The sequence below is a fragment of the Janibacter sp. LM genome (assembly GCF_039631275.1).
Taxonomy (GTDB): domain Bacteria; phylum Actinomycetota; class Actinomycetes; order Actinomycetales; family Dermatophilaceae; genus Janibacter; species Janibacter terrae.
In genome coordinates, this window is record NZ_JBDIVG010000009.1 from 39,270 (window position 1) to 54,755 (window position 15,486).

16 protein-coding genes are annotated in these 15,486 nt (G+C 73.8%); 12 read left to right on the plus strand and 4 right to left on the minus strand.

Features of this window, described 5'->3' with window-relative positions; translation table 11 throughout:
• Positions 1-3 precede the first annotated feature (3 nt).
• From ABC138_RS05655 to ABC138_RS05675, 5 genes are read left to right on the plus strand one after another with little or no spacing between them, the layout of a single operon-like run.
• The gene (locus ABC138_RS05655) at positions 4-597 is read left to right on the plus strand and encodes a TlpA disulfide reductase family protein (protein WP_068326367.1); all 594 of its coding nucleotides are present in this window, start codon (positions 4-6) and stop codon (positions 595-597) included.
• Between the two features lie 41 nt (positions 598-638).
• Entirely contained in the window at positions 639-1,373 is a 735-nt protein-coding gene (locus ABC138_RS05660; RefSeq protein WP_068329093.1) for a cytochrome c biogenesis protein CcdA, read from the plus strand.
• The gene (locus ABC138_RS05665) at positions 1,370-2,929 is read left to right on the plus strand and encodes a cytochrome c biogenesis protein ResB (RefSeq protein WP_345912994.1); all 1,560 of its coding nucleotides are present in this window, start codon (positions 1,370-1,372) and stop codon (positions 2,927-2,929) included. Before ABC138_RS05660 ends, ABC138_RS05665 begins: the two co-directional genes overlap by 4 nt.
• The gene (gene ccsB, locus ABC138_RS05670; RefSeq protein ID WP_345912995.1) at positions 2,926-3,888 is read left to right on the plus strand and encodes a c-type cytochrome biogenesis protein CcsB; all 963 of its coding nucleotides are present in this window, start codon (positions 2,926-2,928) and stop codon (positions 3,886-3,888) included. The genes ABC138_RS05665 and ccsB overlap by 4 nt, the downstream gene beginning before the upstream one ends.
• Positions 3,889-3,904: 16 nt before the next feature.
• The gene (locus ABC138_RS05675) at positions 3,905-4,198 is read left to right on the plus strand and encodes a DUF4229 domain-containing protein (RefSeq protein ID WP_345912996.1); all 294 of its coding nucleotides are present in this window, start codon (positions 3,905-3,907) and stop codon (positions 4,196-4,198) included.
• 219 nt (positions 4,199-4,417) lie between these two features.
• Here the strand turns inward: ABC138_RS05675 and ABC138_RS05680 are convergent, their stop codons facing one another.
• Genes ABC138_RS05680 through ABC138_RS05690 form a run of 3 tightly spaced genes read right to left on the minus strand, consistent with a single transcriptional unit; the run spans position 4,418 to position 7,454 of the window.
• Positions 4,418-5,308, minus strand: coding sequence for a 1,4-dihydroxy-2-naphthoate polyprenyltransferase (locus ABC138_RS05680; RefSeq protein WP_345912997.1), 891 nt, complete (start codon positions 5,306-5,308; stop codon positions 4,418-4,420).
• Positions 5,309-5,330: 22 nt separating this feature from the next.
• On the minus strand, positions 5,331-6,482 hold the full coding sequence (menE, locus tag ABC138_RS05685) for an o-succinylbenzoate--CoA ligase (protein ID WP_345912998.1): 1,152 nt from the start codon (positions 6,480-6,482) through the stop codon (positions 5,331-5,333).
• 15 nt (positions 6,483-6,497) lie between these two features.
• Positions 6,498-7,454, minus strand: coding sequence for a 1,4-dihydroxy-2-naphthoyl-CoA synthase (locus ABC138_RS05690; RefSeq protein WP_068326349.1), 957 nt, complete (start codon positions 7,452-7,454; stop codon positions 6,498-6,500).
• Between the two features lie 96 nt (positions 7,455-7,550).
• Here ABC138_RS05690 and ABC138_RS05695 point away from each other — a divergent pair, with 96 nt between their 5' ends.
• On the plus strand, positions 7,551-8,003 hold the full coding sequence (locus ABC138_RS05695) for a DoxX family protein (protein ID WP_068326346.1): 453 nt from the start codon (positions 7,551-7,553) through the stop codon (positions 8,001-8,003).
• 60 nt (positions 8,004-8,063) lie between these two features.
• Here the strand turns inward: ABC138_RS05695 and ABC138_RS05700 are convergent, their stop codons facing one another.
• Positions 8,064-9,536 (minus strand): SLC13 family permease, encoded by a 1,473-nt coding sequence (locus tag ABC138_RS05700; RefSeq protein WP_345912999.1) that lies wholly within the window; start codon positions 9,534-9,536, stop codon positions 8,064-8,066.
• 147 nt (positions 9,537-9,683) lie between these two features.
• On the opposite strand from ABC138_RS05700, the gene ABC138_RS05705 reads away from it, so the two are divergent.
• The 6 genes from ABC138_RS05705 to menD all read left to right on the plus strand — a co-directional run bounded on the left by ABC138_RS05705 (position 9,684) and on the right by menD (position 15,437).
• Positions 9,684-10,391, plus strand: a complete 708-nt coding sequence (locus ABC138_RS05705; protein ID WP_345913000.1) for a hypothetical protein — start codon at positions 9,684-9,686, stop codon at positions 10,389-10,391.
• A 28-nt stretch (positions 10,392-10,419) separates the two neighbouring features.
• Positions 10,420-10,827 (plus strand): VOC family protein, encoded by a 408-nt coding sequence (locus ABC138_RS05710; RefSeq protein ID WP_068326338.1) that lies wholly within the window; start codon positions 10,420-10,422, stop codon positions 10,825-10,827.
• Positions 10,824-11,813 (plus strand): o-succinylbenzoate synthase, encoded by a 990-nt coding sequence (locus ABC138_RS05715; RefSeq protein WP_338538711.1) that lies wholly within the window; start codon positions 10,824-10,826, stop codon positions 11,811-11,813. The genes ABC138_RS05710 and ABC138_RS05715 overlap by 4 nt, the downstream gene beginning before the upstream one ends.
• Positions 11,814-11,898: 85 nt before the next feature.
• A complete protein-coding gene (locus ABC138_RS05720) occupies positions 11,899-12,201 on the plus strand; it encodes a hypothetical protein (RefSeq protein ID WP_068425651.1) in 303 nt (100 codons plus the stop codon).
• Positions 12,198-13,640 (plus strand): hypothetical protein, encoded by a 1,443-nt coding sequence (locus ABC138_RS05725; protein WP_345913001.1) that lies wholly within the window; start codon positions 12,198-12,200, stop codon positions 13,638-13,640. Before ABC138_RS05720 ends, ABC138_RS05725 begins: the two co-directional genes overlap by 4 nt.
• 51 nt (positions 13,641-13,691) lie before the next feature.
• On the plus strand, positions 13,692-15,437 hold the full coding sequence (gene menD, locus ABC138_RS05730) for a 2-succinyl-5-enolpyruvyl-6-hydroxy-3-cyclohexene-1-carboxylic-acid synthase (protein WP_345913002.1): 1,746 nt from the start codon (positions 13,692-13,694) through the stop codon (positions 15,435-15,437).
• Positions 15,438-15,486: the final 49 nt, after the last annotated feature.

Sequence of the window (15,486 nt, forward strand, 5' to 3'; positions counted from 1 at the left end):
CCGATGAAGAGCACCCGCGTGATCCGCACCCTCGTCGCCGCCGTGAGCGCCCTCGCCCTCGCGGGCGGCGTCGCCGCCTGCTCCGGCGAGTCCGCCTCCGAGAGGGCCGCCCAGGAGGTCGGCTCCCGCAACGGCGACGGGTCGGCGCACCTCGTCGCCGCCGAGGACCGTGGCGAGCCGGTCGAGCTCGCCGGCGGCACGATCGACGGCAGGACCTGGGACAGCGCGGACCACCGCGGCAAGGTCGTCGTCGTCAACCTCTGGGCCAGCTGGTGCGGGCCGTGCGCCAAGGAGGCCCCGCACCTCGTCGAGGCCTACGAGGAGACGAAGGGGGAGGACGTCGAGTTCGTCGGCATCGACTACCGCGAGTCCTCCGAGGCGACCGGCCGGGCGCAGGCCAAGGAGTGGGGCTTCGTCTGGCCCTCCGTCTACGACAAGACCGGCACGACCGCCCTCGACATGCAGGGCACCATGACCGCCCAGCCGTCGACCGCCGTGCTCGACCGCGAGGGCCGGATCGCCGCGGTCGTCCTCGGCCCGGTGACGACGACGACGCTGGTGGGGCTCGTCGAGGACACGGCGGCTGAGCAGGAGTGACGCCCGCCGCACTGTCCCCGCTCGCAGCCGTCCCCGCCGCGCTGAGCGACCAGGTCACGGACGGCGCCCTGCCGCTCGCGGTCCTCGTGGCCGCGCTCGCGGGGCTCGTCTCCTTCGCGACGCCGTGCGTGCTGCCGCTCGTGCCCGGCTACCTCGGCTACGTCACCGGCCTGTCCGACGTCGCGCTCGAGCAGCGCTCGCGCGGGCGGATGGTCCTCGGGACCCTGCTCTTCATCCTCGGCTTCAGCGCCGTCTTCGTCCTCGCGTCGATGTTCGTCGCGACGGCCGGACGCGCGCTCGTCGAGCACCGCGAGCTGCTCATGCGCATCGGCGGCGTGCTCGTCATCCTCATGGCACTCGTCTTCCTCGGTGCCGGGTCGCAGCGCACCCTCCGCCTGCCCATCAGGCCCGCGACCGGGCTGGCCGGGGCGCCGGTGCTCGGCGCGGTCTTCGGCCTGGGCTGGGCGCCGTGCATGGGGCCGACGCTCGGTGCCGTCCTCGCGCTCAACCTCGCCGGGGACGCGTCGACCACCCGGGCCGTCATCCTCGCCGTCGCGTACTGCCTCGGGCTGGGCCTGCCCTTCCTGCTCATCGCGGCCGCCTACGAGCGGTGGGCGCCGGTCTCCGCGTGGCTGCGCCGCCGGCAGCGCGCCATCCAGGTGCTCGGCGCGGTCCTGCTGATCGCGGTCGGGCTGCTCCTGCTCACGGGCGGCTGGGACGCGATCACCCAGTGGCTGCAGGTTCACCTCATCTCGGACACGGAGGTGGTCCTGTGACGTCCGGCGACGAGGTGACCCAGCCCCGGCTCGGGGTGGTCGGCTACCTGCGGTGGGGCTGGCGGCAGCTGACGAGCATGCGCACGGCGCTCTTCCTGCTCCTGCTGCTGTCCGTCGCGGCCGTCCCCGGCTCGGTGTTCCCGCAGCGCAGCCTCGACCCGGCCCGCACCGCCGACTGGCTCGCGCGGCACGAGACCACCGGGCCGTGGCTCGACCGGCTCGGAGCCTTCGACGTCTACTCCTCGCCGTGGTTCTCGGCGATCTACCTGCTGCTCTTCATCTCGCTCATCGGCTGCATCGTCCCGCGCACGGCCGTGCACTGGCGGGCCATGCGGGGCCGGCCGCCGCGCGCCCCCAGGCGACTGGCCCGGCTCGAGGCGCACGCCGACGGCGTCGTCGAGGGCTCGCTCGAGGACGTGCGCGAGGCCGCGGTCCGGGTGCTGCGCGGACGGCGCTACCGCGTGGCCAGCCACGACGACTTCTCCGTCTCCGCCGAGACCGGGTACCTCAAGGAGACCGGCAACCTCGTCTTCCACTCCGCGCTCGTCACCCTGATCATCGGCGTCGCCATCGGTCACCTGTGGGGGTGGAAGGCCGATGTCATCGTCCCCGCCGGCGACTCCTTCGTGAACACCGTGACGCGCTACGACACCTACGCCCCGGGGCCGCTCGTCGACGAGACGAAGCTGTCCCCCTTCGTCGTGAAGGTCGACGAGATGACCGCCGACTTCAACGACCGCAAACCGGGCACCCAGACCTTCGGCCAGCCGCGGGACTTCGAGGCCCGCGTCTCGGTCGCCGACGCGGACGGCACGGAGTACACCGACGTCGTCAAGGTCAACCACCCGCTCGAGATGGACGACGCGACGGTCTTCCTCCTCGGCAACGGGTACGCGCCCGTCGTCACGGTCAAGGACGCCGACGGCGAGGTGCTCTACGAGGGGCCGACCCCCTTCCTCGCCCAGGACGGCAACTACCGCTCGACCGGCGCGATCAAGGTCGGCGCGGCGAGCACGCCCGAGCAGTTCGGCTTCGTCGGGCTCTTCCTGCCGACCGCCTACATCGACCCCCAGCAGGGACCGATCTCGCTCTTCCCCGACACCCGGGAGCCGAAGCTCGCCCTGAGCCTCTACACCGGCGAGATCTTCCCCGACGGCCGCCCGCAGTCGGTCTTCACGCTCGACACCGCGTCGATGCAGAAGGTCGAGACCACCGACGGCAAGGACCAGCTGCGGCTGTGGCTCTCCCCGGGCGAGGGCGCCAAGCTGCCCGACGGCCGCGGCACGATCACCTTCGACGGCATGGAGCGGTGGGCCGGGTTCTCGGTCCGCCACGACCCGGGCAAGGAGCTGACGCTCGTCTCCGCGCTGGCGGCGCTCGCCGGCCTCATCGTGACGCTGACGATCAAGCGGCGACGGGTCTTCGTGCGCCTCACCCAGGGTGCGGACGGCGTGCGGGTCGACGTCGGCGGGATGAGCCGGGACGACGACGAGGGCCTGGCGGACGTGGTCACGGAGGTCCGGGACGAGCTCGTGGGAGAATCGAGGACATCATGACGAACGAGATGCTGGCCCAGTACGCCAACTACGCGCTGGCCTCGGCCGCGCTGGTGATCACGGTGGCGATGCTCTGCTTCGCCCTCTACCTCGCGCAGGCCGTGCCCGTGCGCGAGCGGGCGCAGGCCGAGACGCGCGCCGGTGCCAAGGTGCCCGCTGGCGTCGGTGCCGGTACAGCGAAGGGGGAGGAGCCCCCTTCGCCCGTGGTCGCCGAGACGCCGGCACGCGCCCGCAAGGCCGCCGGCATCGCCGGGTCGCTCTCGTGGCTCGGCGCGCTGCTGCTGCTCGTCTCCTTCGCCTGCCGCGGCTTCGCGGTCGAGCGCTTCCCGCTCGGCAACCTCTTCGAGTTCAGCGTCGCGGGCGCCTTCTTCGCGATGGCGACCTTCTCCGTCGTCGGGCTGCGGCGCGACGTGCGGTGGCTCGGCGTCTTCGTCACCGCCTTCGTCGTGCTGCTGCTCATGGTCGCCTCGACCGCCTGGTACGTCGAGGCCGACGAGGTCGTGCCCTCGCTGAAGTCCTACTGGCTCCCGATCCACGTGACGGTCGCCACCCTGTCGGTCGGCATCTTCGTCGTCGGCGCGATCATCAGCGCGCTCTACCTCATGAGCGACCGCGGGGTCGGGGGCGAGCGCTTCTGGCGCAAGCTGCCGCCGGCCGCCGCGCTGGAGAAGCTGTCCTACTCCCTGCACATCATCGGTTTCCCGCTGTGGACCTTCACCCTGATCGCCGGCGCGATCTGGGCCCGCGAGGCCTGGGGCGCCTACTGGAACTGGGACCCCAAGGAGGTGTGGACCTTCGTCATCTGGACCGTCTACGCCGCCTACCTGCACGCCCGCGCCACGAAGAACACCTCGCGCCGCACCGCGAACTGGATCGCCATCGCGGGCTTCGCGTGCATCGTCATCAACTACACGGTCGTGAACTTCTACTTCATCGGCCAGCACAGCTACGCGCAGTGAGGCACTGAGTCACCCCATGGTCCGCTACACCCTGCTCCGTTTCCTGATCTTCTTCGGCTGCTTGGCGCTGCTGTGGCTGCTCGGCCTGCGCGACGGCAATGAGCTGCCCTGGCTCGTCGTCATCGCCGCCCTCGCGTCGATGGTGATCTCCGCGATCGTGCTCCGCCCCTTCCGCGTCGAGATGGTCGAGCAGATCCAGGCCCGCCAGGCCGCCAAGGCCCGCGCCTGCTCCGAGCGCACCGACACCGACGAGGCTGTCGAGGACGCCGCGCGCGGGTCCTCGGACGAGGGGCCTGAGTCCTACCGCTGAGGTCGCCTCAGGGGCCTCAGGTTTATCGGGTGACCCGATAAACCTCGCCTTCGCAGGAGTTTCAAACTCTTGCGAAGGCGAGGTTTGTCGTGCAGAGCGAGGGGCGAAGGGGGAGCCGCCTCACCGTGCGTGCACAGGAGGTCGTCCTGCTGCAGACGGTGGCAGATCCAACCACGAGATGCACGAGCACGACCGGTTGTGCTCGCCCGCGGCAGAGGATCAGCGGGCGAGCGGCGCGAAGAGCCAGACCGCCCACATGACCTCGGCGAAGCCGGTGAGGCCCAGCGCCGGGATGAGTGCCCTGCCGGTCGCGCCGGAGCGGACGGCCTGGATGCCGGGCCAGGCGATGACGAGGCCGAGGAGGCCGATGGGCGCCCACGGCCGCCAGAAGGCCATGAGCAGCGTGCACACGATGGCCACGCCGAAGAGACCGACGTAGAGCTGGCGCGTGCGCGCGTCGCCGAGGCGCACGGCGAGGGTCTTCTTGCCGGTGACCGAGTCGGTCGGGATGTCGCGCAGGTTGTTGGCGACGAGGATCGCGGTGGCCAGGGCGCCGACGCCGATCGCGCCGAGGACCCCGACCGGGGTGATCATGTTGAGCTGGGTGTACTGGGTGCCGAGCGTGGCGACCAGGCCGAAGAAGATGAAGACGTAGACCTCGCCGAGCCCGCGGTAGCCGTACGGGTTGTCGCCGCCGGTGTAGCGCCACGCGGCGATGATCGCGAGGACGCCGACGGGGATGAGGATCCACGTCTGGCTCAGGGCGACCAGGGCGAAGCCGGCGAAGGCCCCGATACCGAAGAAGGTGAAGGCGGCGATCTTGACGTTGCCGGGCTCCGCCAGGCGCTGCCCGACGAGGCGGACCGGGCCGACCCGGTCCTCGTCCGTGCCGCGGATGCCGTCGCTGTAGTCGTTGGCGTAGTTGACGCCGACCTGCAGGCAGCAGGAGACGATCATCGCGAGGAGCGCGAGACCGAGGTTGGCCCCCTTCGTCCCCTGCTCGAGGTCCCGGTGTGCGGCCGCTGCGGCTGTGCCGACGATGACGGGGGCGATTGCTGCGGGGAGGGTCCGTGGGCGTGCGCCCGCGGCCCACTGCTTGAAGGTGGCCACGACAGGCGATCTTACGAGGCGCTCAGCCTCCCAGCAGACGCGCCACGGCGGCGCGGTCGGGCTTGCCCGGCCCGCGCATCGGCAGCTCGGCGACGACGTGGACCCGTCGGGGGAGCGCGGCCGGCTCGAGGTGGGGGCGGAGCATCTCGCGGATCTCGGCGACGCCGGCATCGGGGACGGGCCCGACCGGCGGGCCGCCGGGGGAGGTGACGGCGGCGAGGGCCACGGACTGCCCCCACTCCGGGTCAGGGAGGCCGACGACGACGGCCTCGGTGACGGCCGGGACGTGCGCGAGCACGGCCTCCTCGACGACGCGCGGCGCGATCTTGAGGCCGCCGGTGTTGATGACGTCGTCGGCGCGGCCGGTGATGCTCACCCGCCCCTGGCCGTCGACCGAGCCGAGGTCGCCGGTGCGGAACCAGCGCTGGCCCCCTTCGCTGCGGAAGGCGTCCGTCTCGAGACCGAGGTACCCGTGCGCGACGACCGGACCGCCGAGCTCGAGCACCCCGTCGGCCCCGGTGCGCGCCGCGACGCCCTTGAGCGGCGCGCCGTTGTAGACACAGCCGCCGGCGGTCTCGGACATCCCGTAGGTCGTCACCACGCGCACACCGAGGGAGCGCGCACGGTCGAGCAGCGTCGCGGGGGTGGCGGCACCGCCGACGAGGATCGCGTCGAAGCGTCGCAACGCCTTCAGCCCGAGCGGGTCCTCGACGAGCCGGCCCAGCTGGGTCGGGACGAGCGAGGTGTACCGGCGGTCGCCGTGCATGCCCGCCGTGGCCTCGACGAAGGCGAAGGCGCCGCCCGCGGCGGCCGGGTCGAGGACGACGGGCGTCGTGCCGGCGGCGATGCTGCGCAGCAGGACCTGCAGGCCGGCGACGTGGTGCGGCGGCAGGGCGAGCAGCCACTGACCCGGGCCGCCGAGCCGCTCGGCGGTCGCCTCCGCGCTCGCGATGAGGTTGGCCGCGGTGAGCAGCGCGAGCTTGGGGGTGCCGGTCGAGCCGGAGGTCGCGATGGCGACGGCGAGGTCAGGCGGCAGGTCGCCCCCGGGCAGGCTCGGGATCTCACCCGGTGCGTGGGGGTGGAGCGGCGCGGTGCCGGTCAGCGCGCGCTCGAGCGAAGGGAGCGACTCGAGGACCTCTGGTCCGGCGGGGAGGGGCAGGGGTGTGATCGGCACGGGGTCATCGCCCGATCAGAAGTACCAGGGGAAGGGCGACCAGTCCGGGTCCCGCTTCTCCAGGAACTGGTCGCGCCCCTCGACCGCCTCGTCGGTCATGTACGCGAGGCGCGTCGCCTCGCCGGCGAAGACCTGCTGGCCCATGAGCCCGTCGTCGGTGAGGTTGAAGGCGAACTTGAGCATGCGGATCGCGGTCGGGGACTTCGCCATGATCTCGCGGGCCATGGTCAGCGCCTCGGTCTCGAGCTCGGCGTGGTCGACGACCGCGTTCACGGCGCCCATCTCGTACATCTCCTGGCCGGTGTACGCGCGGCCGAGGAAGAAGATCTCCCGGGCGCGCTTCTGCCCCACCATCTTCGCGAGGTAGGCGCTGCCGTACCCGCCGTCGAAGGAGCCCACGTCGGCATCGGTCTGCTTGAACCGCGCGTGCTGGCTGGCGAGCGTCATGTCGCACACGACGTGCAGCGAGTGGCCGCCGCCGGCTGCCCAGCCGTTCACGAGCGCGATGACGACCTTGGGCATGGTGCGGATGAGGCGCTGGACCTCGAGGATGTGGAGGCGCCCCCCTTCGGCCTTGACGCGGCGCTCGTCGATGCCCGCGACGCTGTCGTCGCCGGTCGGGTCCGCCGCGTACTGGTAGCCGGAGCGGCCGCGGATCCGCTGGTCCCCGCCGGTGCAGAAGGCCCAGCCCTCGGTCGTCGCGCTGCTGCCCTCGCGCGGGGTCGGACCGTTGCCGGTGAGCAGGACGACGCCGACGTCGGGGGTGCGTCGGGCGTGGTCGAGGGTCCGGTAGAGCTCGTCGACGGTGTGCGGGCGGAAGGCGTTGAGGATCTCCGGCCGGTCGAAGGCGATGCGCACGCACCCGACGTCCTTGGCCCGGTGGTACGTGAGGTCGGTGAGGTCCTCGAACCCGGGGACCACCTCCCAGGCCTGCGGGTCGAAGGTCTCGCTGACGTTGTCCAGTGCGCTCACGGGGGCGAGCCTACTGACCGTCGGTTTGGCGAGCGGACCCGATGATGATTAAAGTGACAACTGTTGTAGTTGCAATCAATTGGAAGGACGCGACGCATGCGCCGCACCCAGATCGACCTCGCCCTCGTGATCCTGCGGATCGTCATGGGCCTGACCATGTTCCTGCACGGCTGGCAGAAGCTCACCGCCGCCGGCTTCGGCGGCGTCGGTGAGATGTTCGCCGGGATGGGTGCACCGCTCGCCGGCGTCACCGGTCCGCTGACCCTGCTCGTCGAGCTCGTCGGCGGCGTCCTGATCGTCCTCGGCCTCGGCACCCGCGTCGTCGGTGCCGTCTACGCGCTCGTCATGCTCGGCGCGCTCTTCGTCGTCCACCTGTCGGCGGGCTTCTTCGTCGGGGAGGGCGGCTACGAGCTCGTCCTCCTGCTCGCCGGCATCGGTGCGGCCCTCGCCGTCGCCGGCCCCGGCGCCTGGTCTCTCGACGCGGTCCTCGCCGGTCGTCGCGCCGTCACGCAGGTCGACGCCCCCGAGCGGGAGCGCGTCGCGGCCTGACCGTCGCGCACCGCCGCCGGGGAGCCCCCTTCGTCACGACGACGAAGGGGGCTCCCCGCGTCAGGCGACGATGCTCGCCAGGAGCACCAACGGCAACGACACGACCGCGCCGAGCGAGGTCGCGAGCGTCAGCGTCTTGAGCGCGCCCTTGGTCGAGAGACCGAGCAGGCTCTTGAACATCCAGAAGAAGTTGCTGTTGACGTGCAGCGCGAACATCGCGCCGGACGCGATGGCCAGGGCCACGACGACCGGCTCGACCCCGGTCGAGGCGACGACCGGGCTGATGATGCCCGACGCGGTGATCGCGCCGACCGAGACCGACCCGATCGCGAAGTGCAGCAGCGCGGCGATGAACCACGCGAGCAGCACGGTGATGAGGACGGGGGCGCTGGCGTCGGCCGAGAAGAGCTGCTTGAGGGACGCGTCGAGCCCGGTCTCGGTGATGACGGCCCCGAGCGAGCCGCCGATGCCGGTGATGAGCAGGATCTCGCCGGTGGTCCGGAAGCCCTGCGAGAGAGCGGCCTCCGTGCCGTCCCCACCGAGCGCGCCGCGCCCGATGAGGAAGGCGATGAGCAGGCCGATGAACAGCGCCATGTTGGCATTGCCGAGGAAGGCGATCGTCGCGTTGCTCTTGTCGAAGAGGTCCATGAAGGCGCCGAAGGCGATGAGCACGAGCGGCACGAGGATCGGGGACAGGCGCAGCAGCAGCGGCAGGCGCAGCGCGCGGTCCGGCACCGCGTCGGGGTCCTCGAGGTCGGCGTCCACGCCGTCGACCGTCGGTGCTGCGCCGGACCCCGCTGTCGCACCGGACCCGGCGCCGGGACGGGCCGCAGCGGCCTCGGCCGCGGCGCGGGCGAGGTAGGCGCGGTGCCCCGGGTTGTCGGGGTGCTCCTCCTCGTCGGCATCGATGTCGGTGGTCTCGTCCCAGAAGCGGGTCTGCAGGAGCAGCCGGAAGAGGAAGGTCGTGATCAGCGCGGTCGCGACGCCGATCGGGGCGCCGAAGATCAGGTACTCGCCGAGCGGCAGCTTCAGCTGGCCGGCGATGGCCACGGCGGCCAGGCCCGGCACGACGAAGACGTACCCGGCGAAGATCCCGATGCCGATCGCGCCGGCGAGCCACGGCAGGCCGCGCTTGCGGTCGACGACCGGCGCCGCCTGGCGGGCCATGGGGGAGGCGAGGACGACCTGCACGTCGACGTAGATGGACGGGAAGATCGCCGACAGCGCCGCGGTCATCGCGTACGGCAGCTTGCCGCCGACCCGGCGCGCGATGATCTCGACGAGCGCCCGGAAGGTGCCGGTCGCCTGCAGCAGCGACCCGATGAGCACGCCGAAGCCGATGAGCAGACCGACCTCGCCCATGATCTCGCCGAAGCCGGTGGTGATGGCCGTGACCGTGCCCTCGGCCCCCACCCCCGCGGACAGACCGAGGAAGACCGAGGAGATGATCAGCGAGATCACCGGGTCGACCTTGAAGCGGATGATGAGCACGATCGCGACGGCGATCGCGATGAGAGTCAGGGCGATGTCCACGGGCAGCGACCCTACGCCCGTCCCCAGCCCCCCGCCGCGCTCGGCGTCCGTCCACAGCCCGCCGAAGGGGGTCCCCCTCGCCTCCCGCAGCCGGTGGGGTGGACCTGTGGCCGGTCACCCGGACCGTCACGGGCGAGAGGACGCGACATGACGGACCGATGGCTGTACGGGATCGACGGCGGTGGCGGCGGCCCGGTCATGGGCGATGAGTGGGGGCCGGTCCCGCCGCCCGGTGAGGACCTGACGTACGGGCTGCGCGAGCCGGTGCCGCAGCAGACGATGCGTGGCTGGCTCCAGCGGGTCGTCGGTGGGCCGGAGGAGCTCGAGCGACTCGTCGGCGACCCACTGCCGGTCGACGAGCCACTGCACCCGGACGCGCTGGCCGGCCCGGTCCCGCCGGGATGGGTGCGCTCGATCGACGCGGTCCTCATGGCGTCCGGCCCGCCGCCGCTGGCGGCCGCCGAGCTGCCCACGGTCTACCGACGGCTGCTCGCCGCGAGCGCCCGGGCGCGGCTGCTCGAACGGTGGCGGTCCGCCGAGCCGGCCCGGGTCGCGGCGGGGATCATCCACTGCGCGGCCAAGGCCAACGGCCTCGTCGGGGGCGCGGCCGTCTTCAGGGTGCGCGACTACCTCGCGGGGGTCCCCGTGCAGTCCTACCAGGACCGCTCCCGGGCACTCGCGATCACGCTCGGGGGTGACGCCTGGTGCCACGGGCAGCGGCCGCCGGGAGTGCCGGACGTGTACGTCCTGGGTGACACGGCCTTCCTCGTCAGCCGCTTTCGTCTTGACCTGATGAGCCTGCGCGACGTGCTCCTCGAGACCGAGACGGCCCGGGCGGCGGCGACGGCCGGGTGAGGGCCGAGCGCGGGTTACCGTCCTGTGCATGGCACTGCACTGGTACCAGACGGCGATCGACGCGCGTGACCACCGAGCCCTTGCGCGGTGGTGGGCCGACGTCCTGGGGTGGCGGATCGGCTACGAGGACGAGTACGAGGCCAATGTCGTGCCGCCCGAGCACACCGAGGACCCGGTCGACGACCTGGCGACCTGGCAGGGCCTGCGCACCTCGCTCGTCTTCGTCCCCGTGCCCGAGGGCAAGACGATCAAGAACCGCCTGCACCTCGACCTGGCGCCTCACGTCGAGCAGGAGCGCGACGCCGAGATCGAGACGCTCCTGGCCCAGGGCGCCACCCGCGTCGACGTCGGCCAGGACGAGCAGGAGGTCACCTGGACCGTCCTCGCCGACCCCGAGGGCAATGAGTTCTGCGTGCTCTCGAGCCGGGACCGATGACCGCGCTCGCATCCGTCGAGGAGCTGCTCGACGGCCTGCACGTGGTCACGCTGCCGCTCAACACCCGGTTCCGCGGGGTCACCGAGCGCGAGGTCGCGCTGGTGCGCGGACCCGCCGGGTGGGGGGAGTTCGCGCCCTTCCTCGAGTACGGGCCGACCGAGGCCGCGCGCTGGCTGGACGCGGCGATCGAGGCCGCCTGGGACGGGTGGCCGCAGCCCGTGCGCGACGAGGTCCCGGTCAACGCGACCGTCCCCGCCGTCCCCGCTGCCGACGTGGCGACCGTCCTCGCCCGCTACGACGGCTGCACGACCGCCAAGGTCAAGGTCGCCGAGCGGGGCCAGGACCTGCGCGACGACCTCGACCGGGTTGCCGCCGTCCGCGACGTCATGGGGCCGGACGCGCGCATCCGCGTCGACGCCAACGGCGGCTGGTCCCTGACGCAGGCCGCTGACAGCCTGTCCCTCCTCGCGCAGTACGGCCTCGAGTACGCGGAGCAGCCCTGCGCCGACGTGCGCGACCTCGCTCGGCTGCGCGTCGAGCTCGCCCACCAGGGCGTCGACGTCCGGGTCGCCGCCGACGAGTCCATCCGCAAGGCGGAGGACCCGCTCGAGGTCGCCCGCCTGCGCGCGGCCGACGTCATCGTCGTCAAGGTCGCGCCCCTCGGCGGGGTGGCCTCCGCGCTGCGCGTCGTCGAGCAGTGCGGCCTGCCGGCCGTGGTCTCCTCTGCCATCGACTCGAGCGTCGGCCTGCGCGCCGGTGTCGCCCTCGCCGCCGCGCTGCCCGAGCTCCACCACGCGTGCGGGCTCGGCACCGGCGCCCTGCTCGCCGCCGACGTGACGGGTGAGCCCCTCCTCCCCGTGGCCGGTGCCCTGCCGGTCCGCGACGTCGCCCCCGACCCGCGACTCCTCGCCGCGCACGCCGCGTCGCCGGCCCGGGAGCACTGGTGGCGCGAGCGGGTCCGCGCGGCCTGGGCGGCGCGCGTCTGACCACAGGCCCGGTGGTGGCGCTCCCTTCGTCCACAGGAGCGCGAAGGGGGTCCCGCCCGCCCTGCCCAAGGGGTGGGGTGGACCCATGGACACGGGGATCGACAGGCTGCTCCCGGGGGAGCTGACAGCGGTGGCGGTGCGGCTCGAGCGCCACGCCGACCGGCTGGACGCGTGCGCCGTGCAGGCGCGCAGCGCGACGGCCACGAGCTGGCAGGGGGAGGCGGCTCGGCTGCACCGCGACGTCGTCGGCGAGCACGCCGACGACCTCGCCACCTATGCCCGTCGCGTGCGCCAGGCCGCCGCCGACGTGCGGCACCTGCAGGCCGTCGCCGAGTCGCGCCTGCACATGGTCGGCGCCGTCGACCTCACGGCCCGGGTGCTGCCGTGAGCGGGATCAGCGTCACCGGGGGCGCGGCCGGGCTGTCGGTCGGGCTCGACGAGCTCGAGGAGTCCGCGGGACGCCTGCGGCGGATCGCGCTGGACGTCGGCGAGGTGGGCCTGGCGATCGGCCTCGCCGCGGTGGACCCGGGGCTCGCGCTCGCCGGGCTGCTGGCCCCGGTGGAGGCCGTCACCGCCGAGCTGGCCATCGGCCGGTGCACCGGGGTCGTCGCCGTCGGGGTCGAGGTCGGCACCACCGCGGCCGCGACGACGGCGGCCGTCCACGCCTACCGCGACGCCGAACACAGCGTCCAGGCCCTCACCGACGGCATCGCGACGAGCGCGGGCGCGTGGGTCGGCCGATCGGTGGCCCCGGTCGTCCTCGGGGCCGGGCTGGCGAGTGTGCCGGTGGTCGCGGCCGTGATGACCGTGCCCGGTGCCCGAGCGGCGGCGATCTCGATCGGGCTGGGTCTCGGCCAGGAGGCCGACGAGATCCTCTTCGACCACCCGTGGCTCGTCCCCGCCGCGGCCGACGGCCTCGACGGGCTGCTCCTCGGTCTCGGCGAGGGGGTGCCGGTGCTCGGCCTGTGGCTCGGCTGGCGCAGCGGCCGGGCCGGCGTGCCCTACCCGCCGCGCGACCACGCCGGCGCGCTCGCCGTGGTCGTCGCCGCGACGAAGGGCGCCGTCCTCGACGAGTCGGGCCGCCGGGTCGACCTGCGGCCCCGACCGGCAGGCGTCGGTCGGGCGCCCCGCGGCGTCGCCGACCTCGTCGCGGCCGACGGACCGACGTCGGGTGGGTCGCGGCTGCGCGTGACCGGCATCCCCCAGGCCGACGGCACCTGGGCCTGGGTCGTGGACATCCCGGGGACGCAGACCTTCGACCCGCGGGCCGGCGCCAACCCCTGGGACCTGACGAGCAACGCCCTGCTCCTCGCGGGGGAGACGACCCGCTCGATGCTCGCCGTCGAGCGGGCCCTCACCGACGCCCGCAGCCGGGTCGGGGACAGCGGACCGCCACGCGTCATGGCCGCAGGGCACAGCCACGGCGGCATCACCGCGGCCGCGCTCGCCGCGAACCCGGAGCTGCGAGGACGGCTGGGCATCACCCACGTCGTCACCTCCGGTGCCCCGGTCGCCTCCCTCGGGGTGCCCGAGGACGTGTCGGTGCTGAGCCTCGAGCACACCGAGGACCTCGTGCCCGGTCTCGAGGGCGCGGCCAACCCCGACCGCGCCGGCTGGGTGACCGTCGAACGCTCCCTCGCCGACGACCTGGGTCGGGACGCCCGGGCGACGCAGGCGCACGACAGCGGCCGCTACGCCGAGACCGCGCGCCTGGCCGACGCGAGCGAGGACCCCTCCCTCGCGGCGTGGCGGCAGGGGGCAGCCCCCTTCGTCGGGACGGCCGGGACGCCGACCGTGACGATCGACTACGACGTCGAGCGGATCTGAGGGGAGCCCGCCCGCCCGACACCGACCCTGCGGGGTGGCAGGATCGGGTGGGTGAATCCCTCGACGACCGGTGCGCGCGTGCTCCTCGACGAGCTCGCGCGGCTCGGCGTCCGCGAGGTCGTCCTGTGCCCCGGCTCCCGCTCGGCCCCGCTCGCCTACGCGGCCCACGACCTCGAGCTGGCAGGACGGCTGCGCCTGCACGTGCGGGTCGACGAGCGGAGCGCGGCCTTCCTCGCGTTGGGCCTGGCCAAGACCTCCCGCCGGCCGGCCGCCGTCATCACGACGAGCGGGACGGCCGTGGCCAACCTCCACCCCGCGGTCCTGGAGGCCCACCACGGCGCGGTCCCGCTGCTGCTCCTCACCGCCGACCGGCCCCCGGAGCTGCGCGGGGTCGGCGCCAACCAGGCCACGAGCCAGGTCGGGGTCTACGGCGAGCAGGTCCGTCTGGCGCTCGAGCTCGAGACGCCCGCCGACCCCGCCCGCCAGGCCGCGGGCTGGCGGACCGCTGCCGCCCGGGCCGTCGCCGCCGCGACCGGCGCCCTCGCCGGGCAGGGGAGCGCGGGACCCGTCCACCTCGACCTGCCCTACCGCGACCCGCTCGCGCCGACGGCGATCGCCGCCCCCGCGACGGGTCGAGGGCACAACGACCGCCCACCCGGTCGCGGACACCTCGACCCCGTGGTCGGTCGCGAGGGCGACCACCCCTGGGTCGCCGTGGCCGGCCCCGCCCCCGTCACCGCCGGGCACGCAGTCCCCCTCGAGCACGACCCCGACACCCTCGTCGTCCTCGGCGAGCTGCCCACCGCCGACCACCGGGCCGCCGCGCTCGCCTGGGCGAGCCACCACGGCGCACCGGTCGTCGCCGAGCCTGGGCCGGGCACGAGCGACCTCGTCCTGCCCCACGGCGACCTCGTCCTCACGGCGAGGGACTGGGTGGCGGCGCACCTCCCTTCGCGCCTGCTCGTCGTCGGGCGCCCCACCCTCGGCCGCTCCGTGCCGGCGCTCACGCGCACCCCCGGGGTCCGGGTCGAGGTCGTCACCACCGGAGAGCCGGGCGCCGACGGCTGGGCCGACGCGACCCACGCGGCGGCCGCGGTGCACCCCTTCGCCGCGCTGTCGCTGGAGGGACCCGGGTGGGAGGAGAGCGACCTCGCCCGGACCTGGCGCGAGGCCGGCGAGCGCCTCGCCGCTGCCGTCCCCACCGATGCCGCCGGCCCCGCGGTCGCCCGGGCCCTGCACGACGCACTGCCACCGGACGCTGCCCTCTTCCTCGGCAGCTCGAGCGTCGCCCGCGACCTCGCGCACGGCGTCGCCCACCCGCGCGCCGACGTCGAGGTCCTCACCAGCCGGGGGCTGGCGGGCATCGACGGCTGCGTCTCGACCGCCGTCGGCATCGCGTTGTCCCGGCCGGGGCCGACCGTGGCGCTGCTCGGCGACCTGACCTTCCTGCACGACGCCAACGGCCTGCTCATCGGGCCCGCCGAGCCCCGCCCGGACCTGACGATCGTCGTGCTCGACGACGACGGGGGCAGCATCTTCGGCACGCTCGAGTACGGCGCGCCGGAGCTGTCGGGGCCGATGACGCGGTTGTTCACGACACCCACGGGCAGCGACATCGGGCTGCTCTGCGCGGCCCACGGGGTGCCCTCGACCACGGCGCGCACCCCGGACGAGCTCGCCGCACTGCTGCACCAGGGCAGCCCGGGGATCCGCGTCATCCGGGTGCCGGTCCCCGGCCACGCCCGGCGCGCGGCCGGTCAGCGAGTGCGCGCAGCCGTCGCCGCCGCCCTGGCCTGACCCGGGCAGTCCACGTCACCGAGACTCGGGAAAGGGCTCCTGTCCGGCC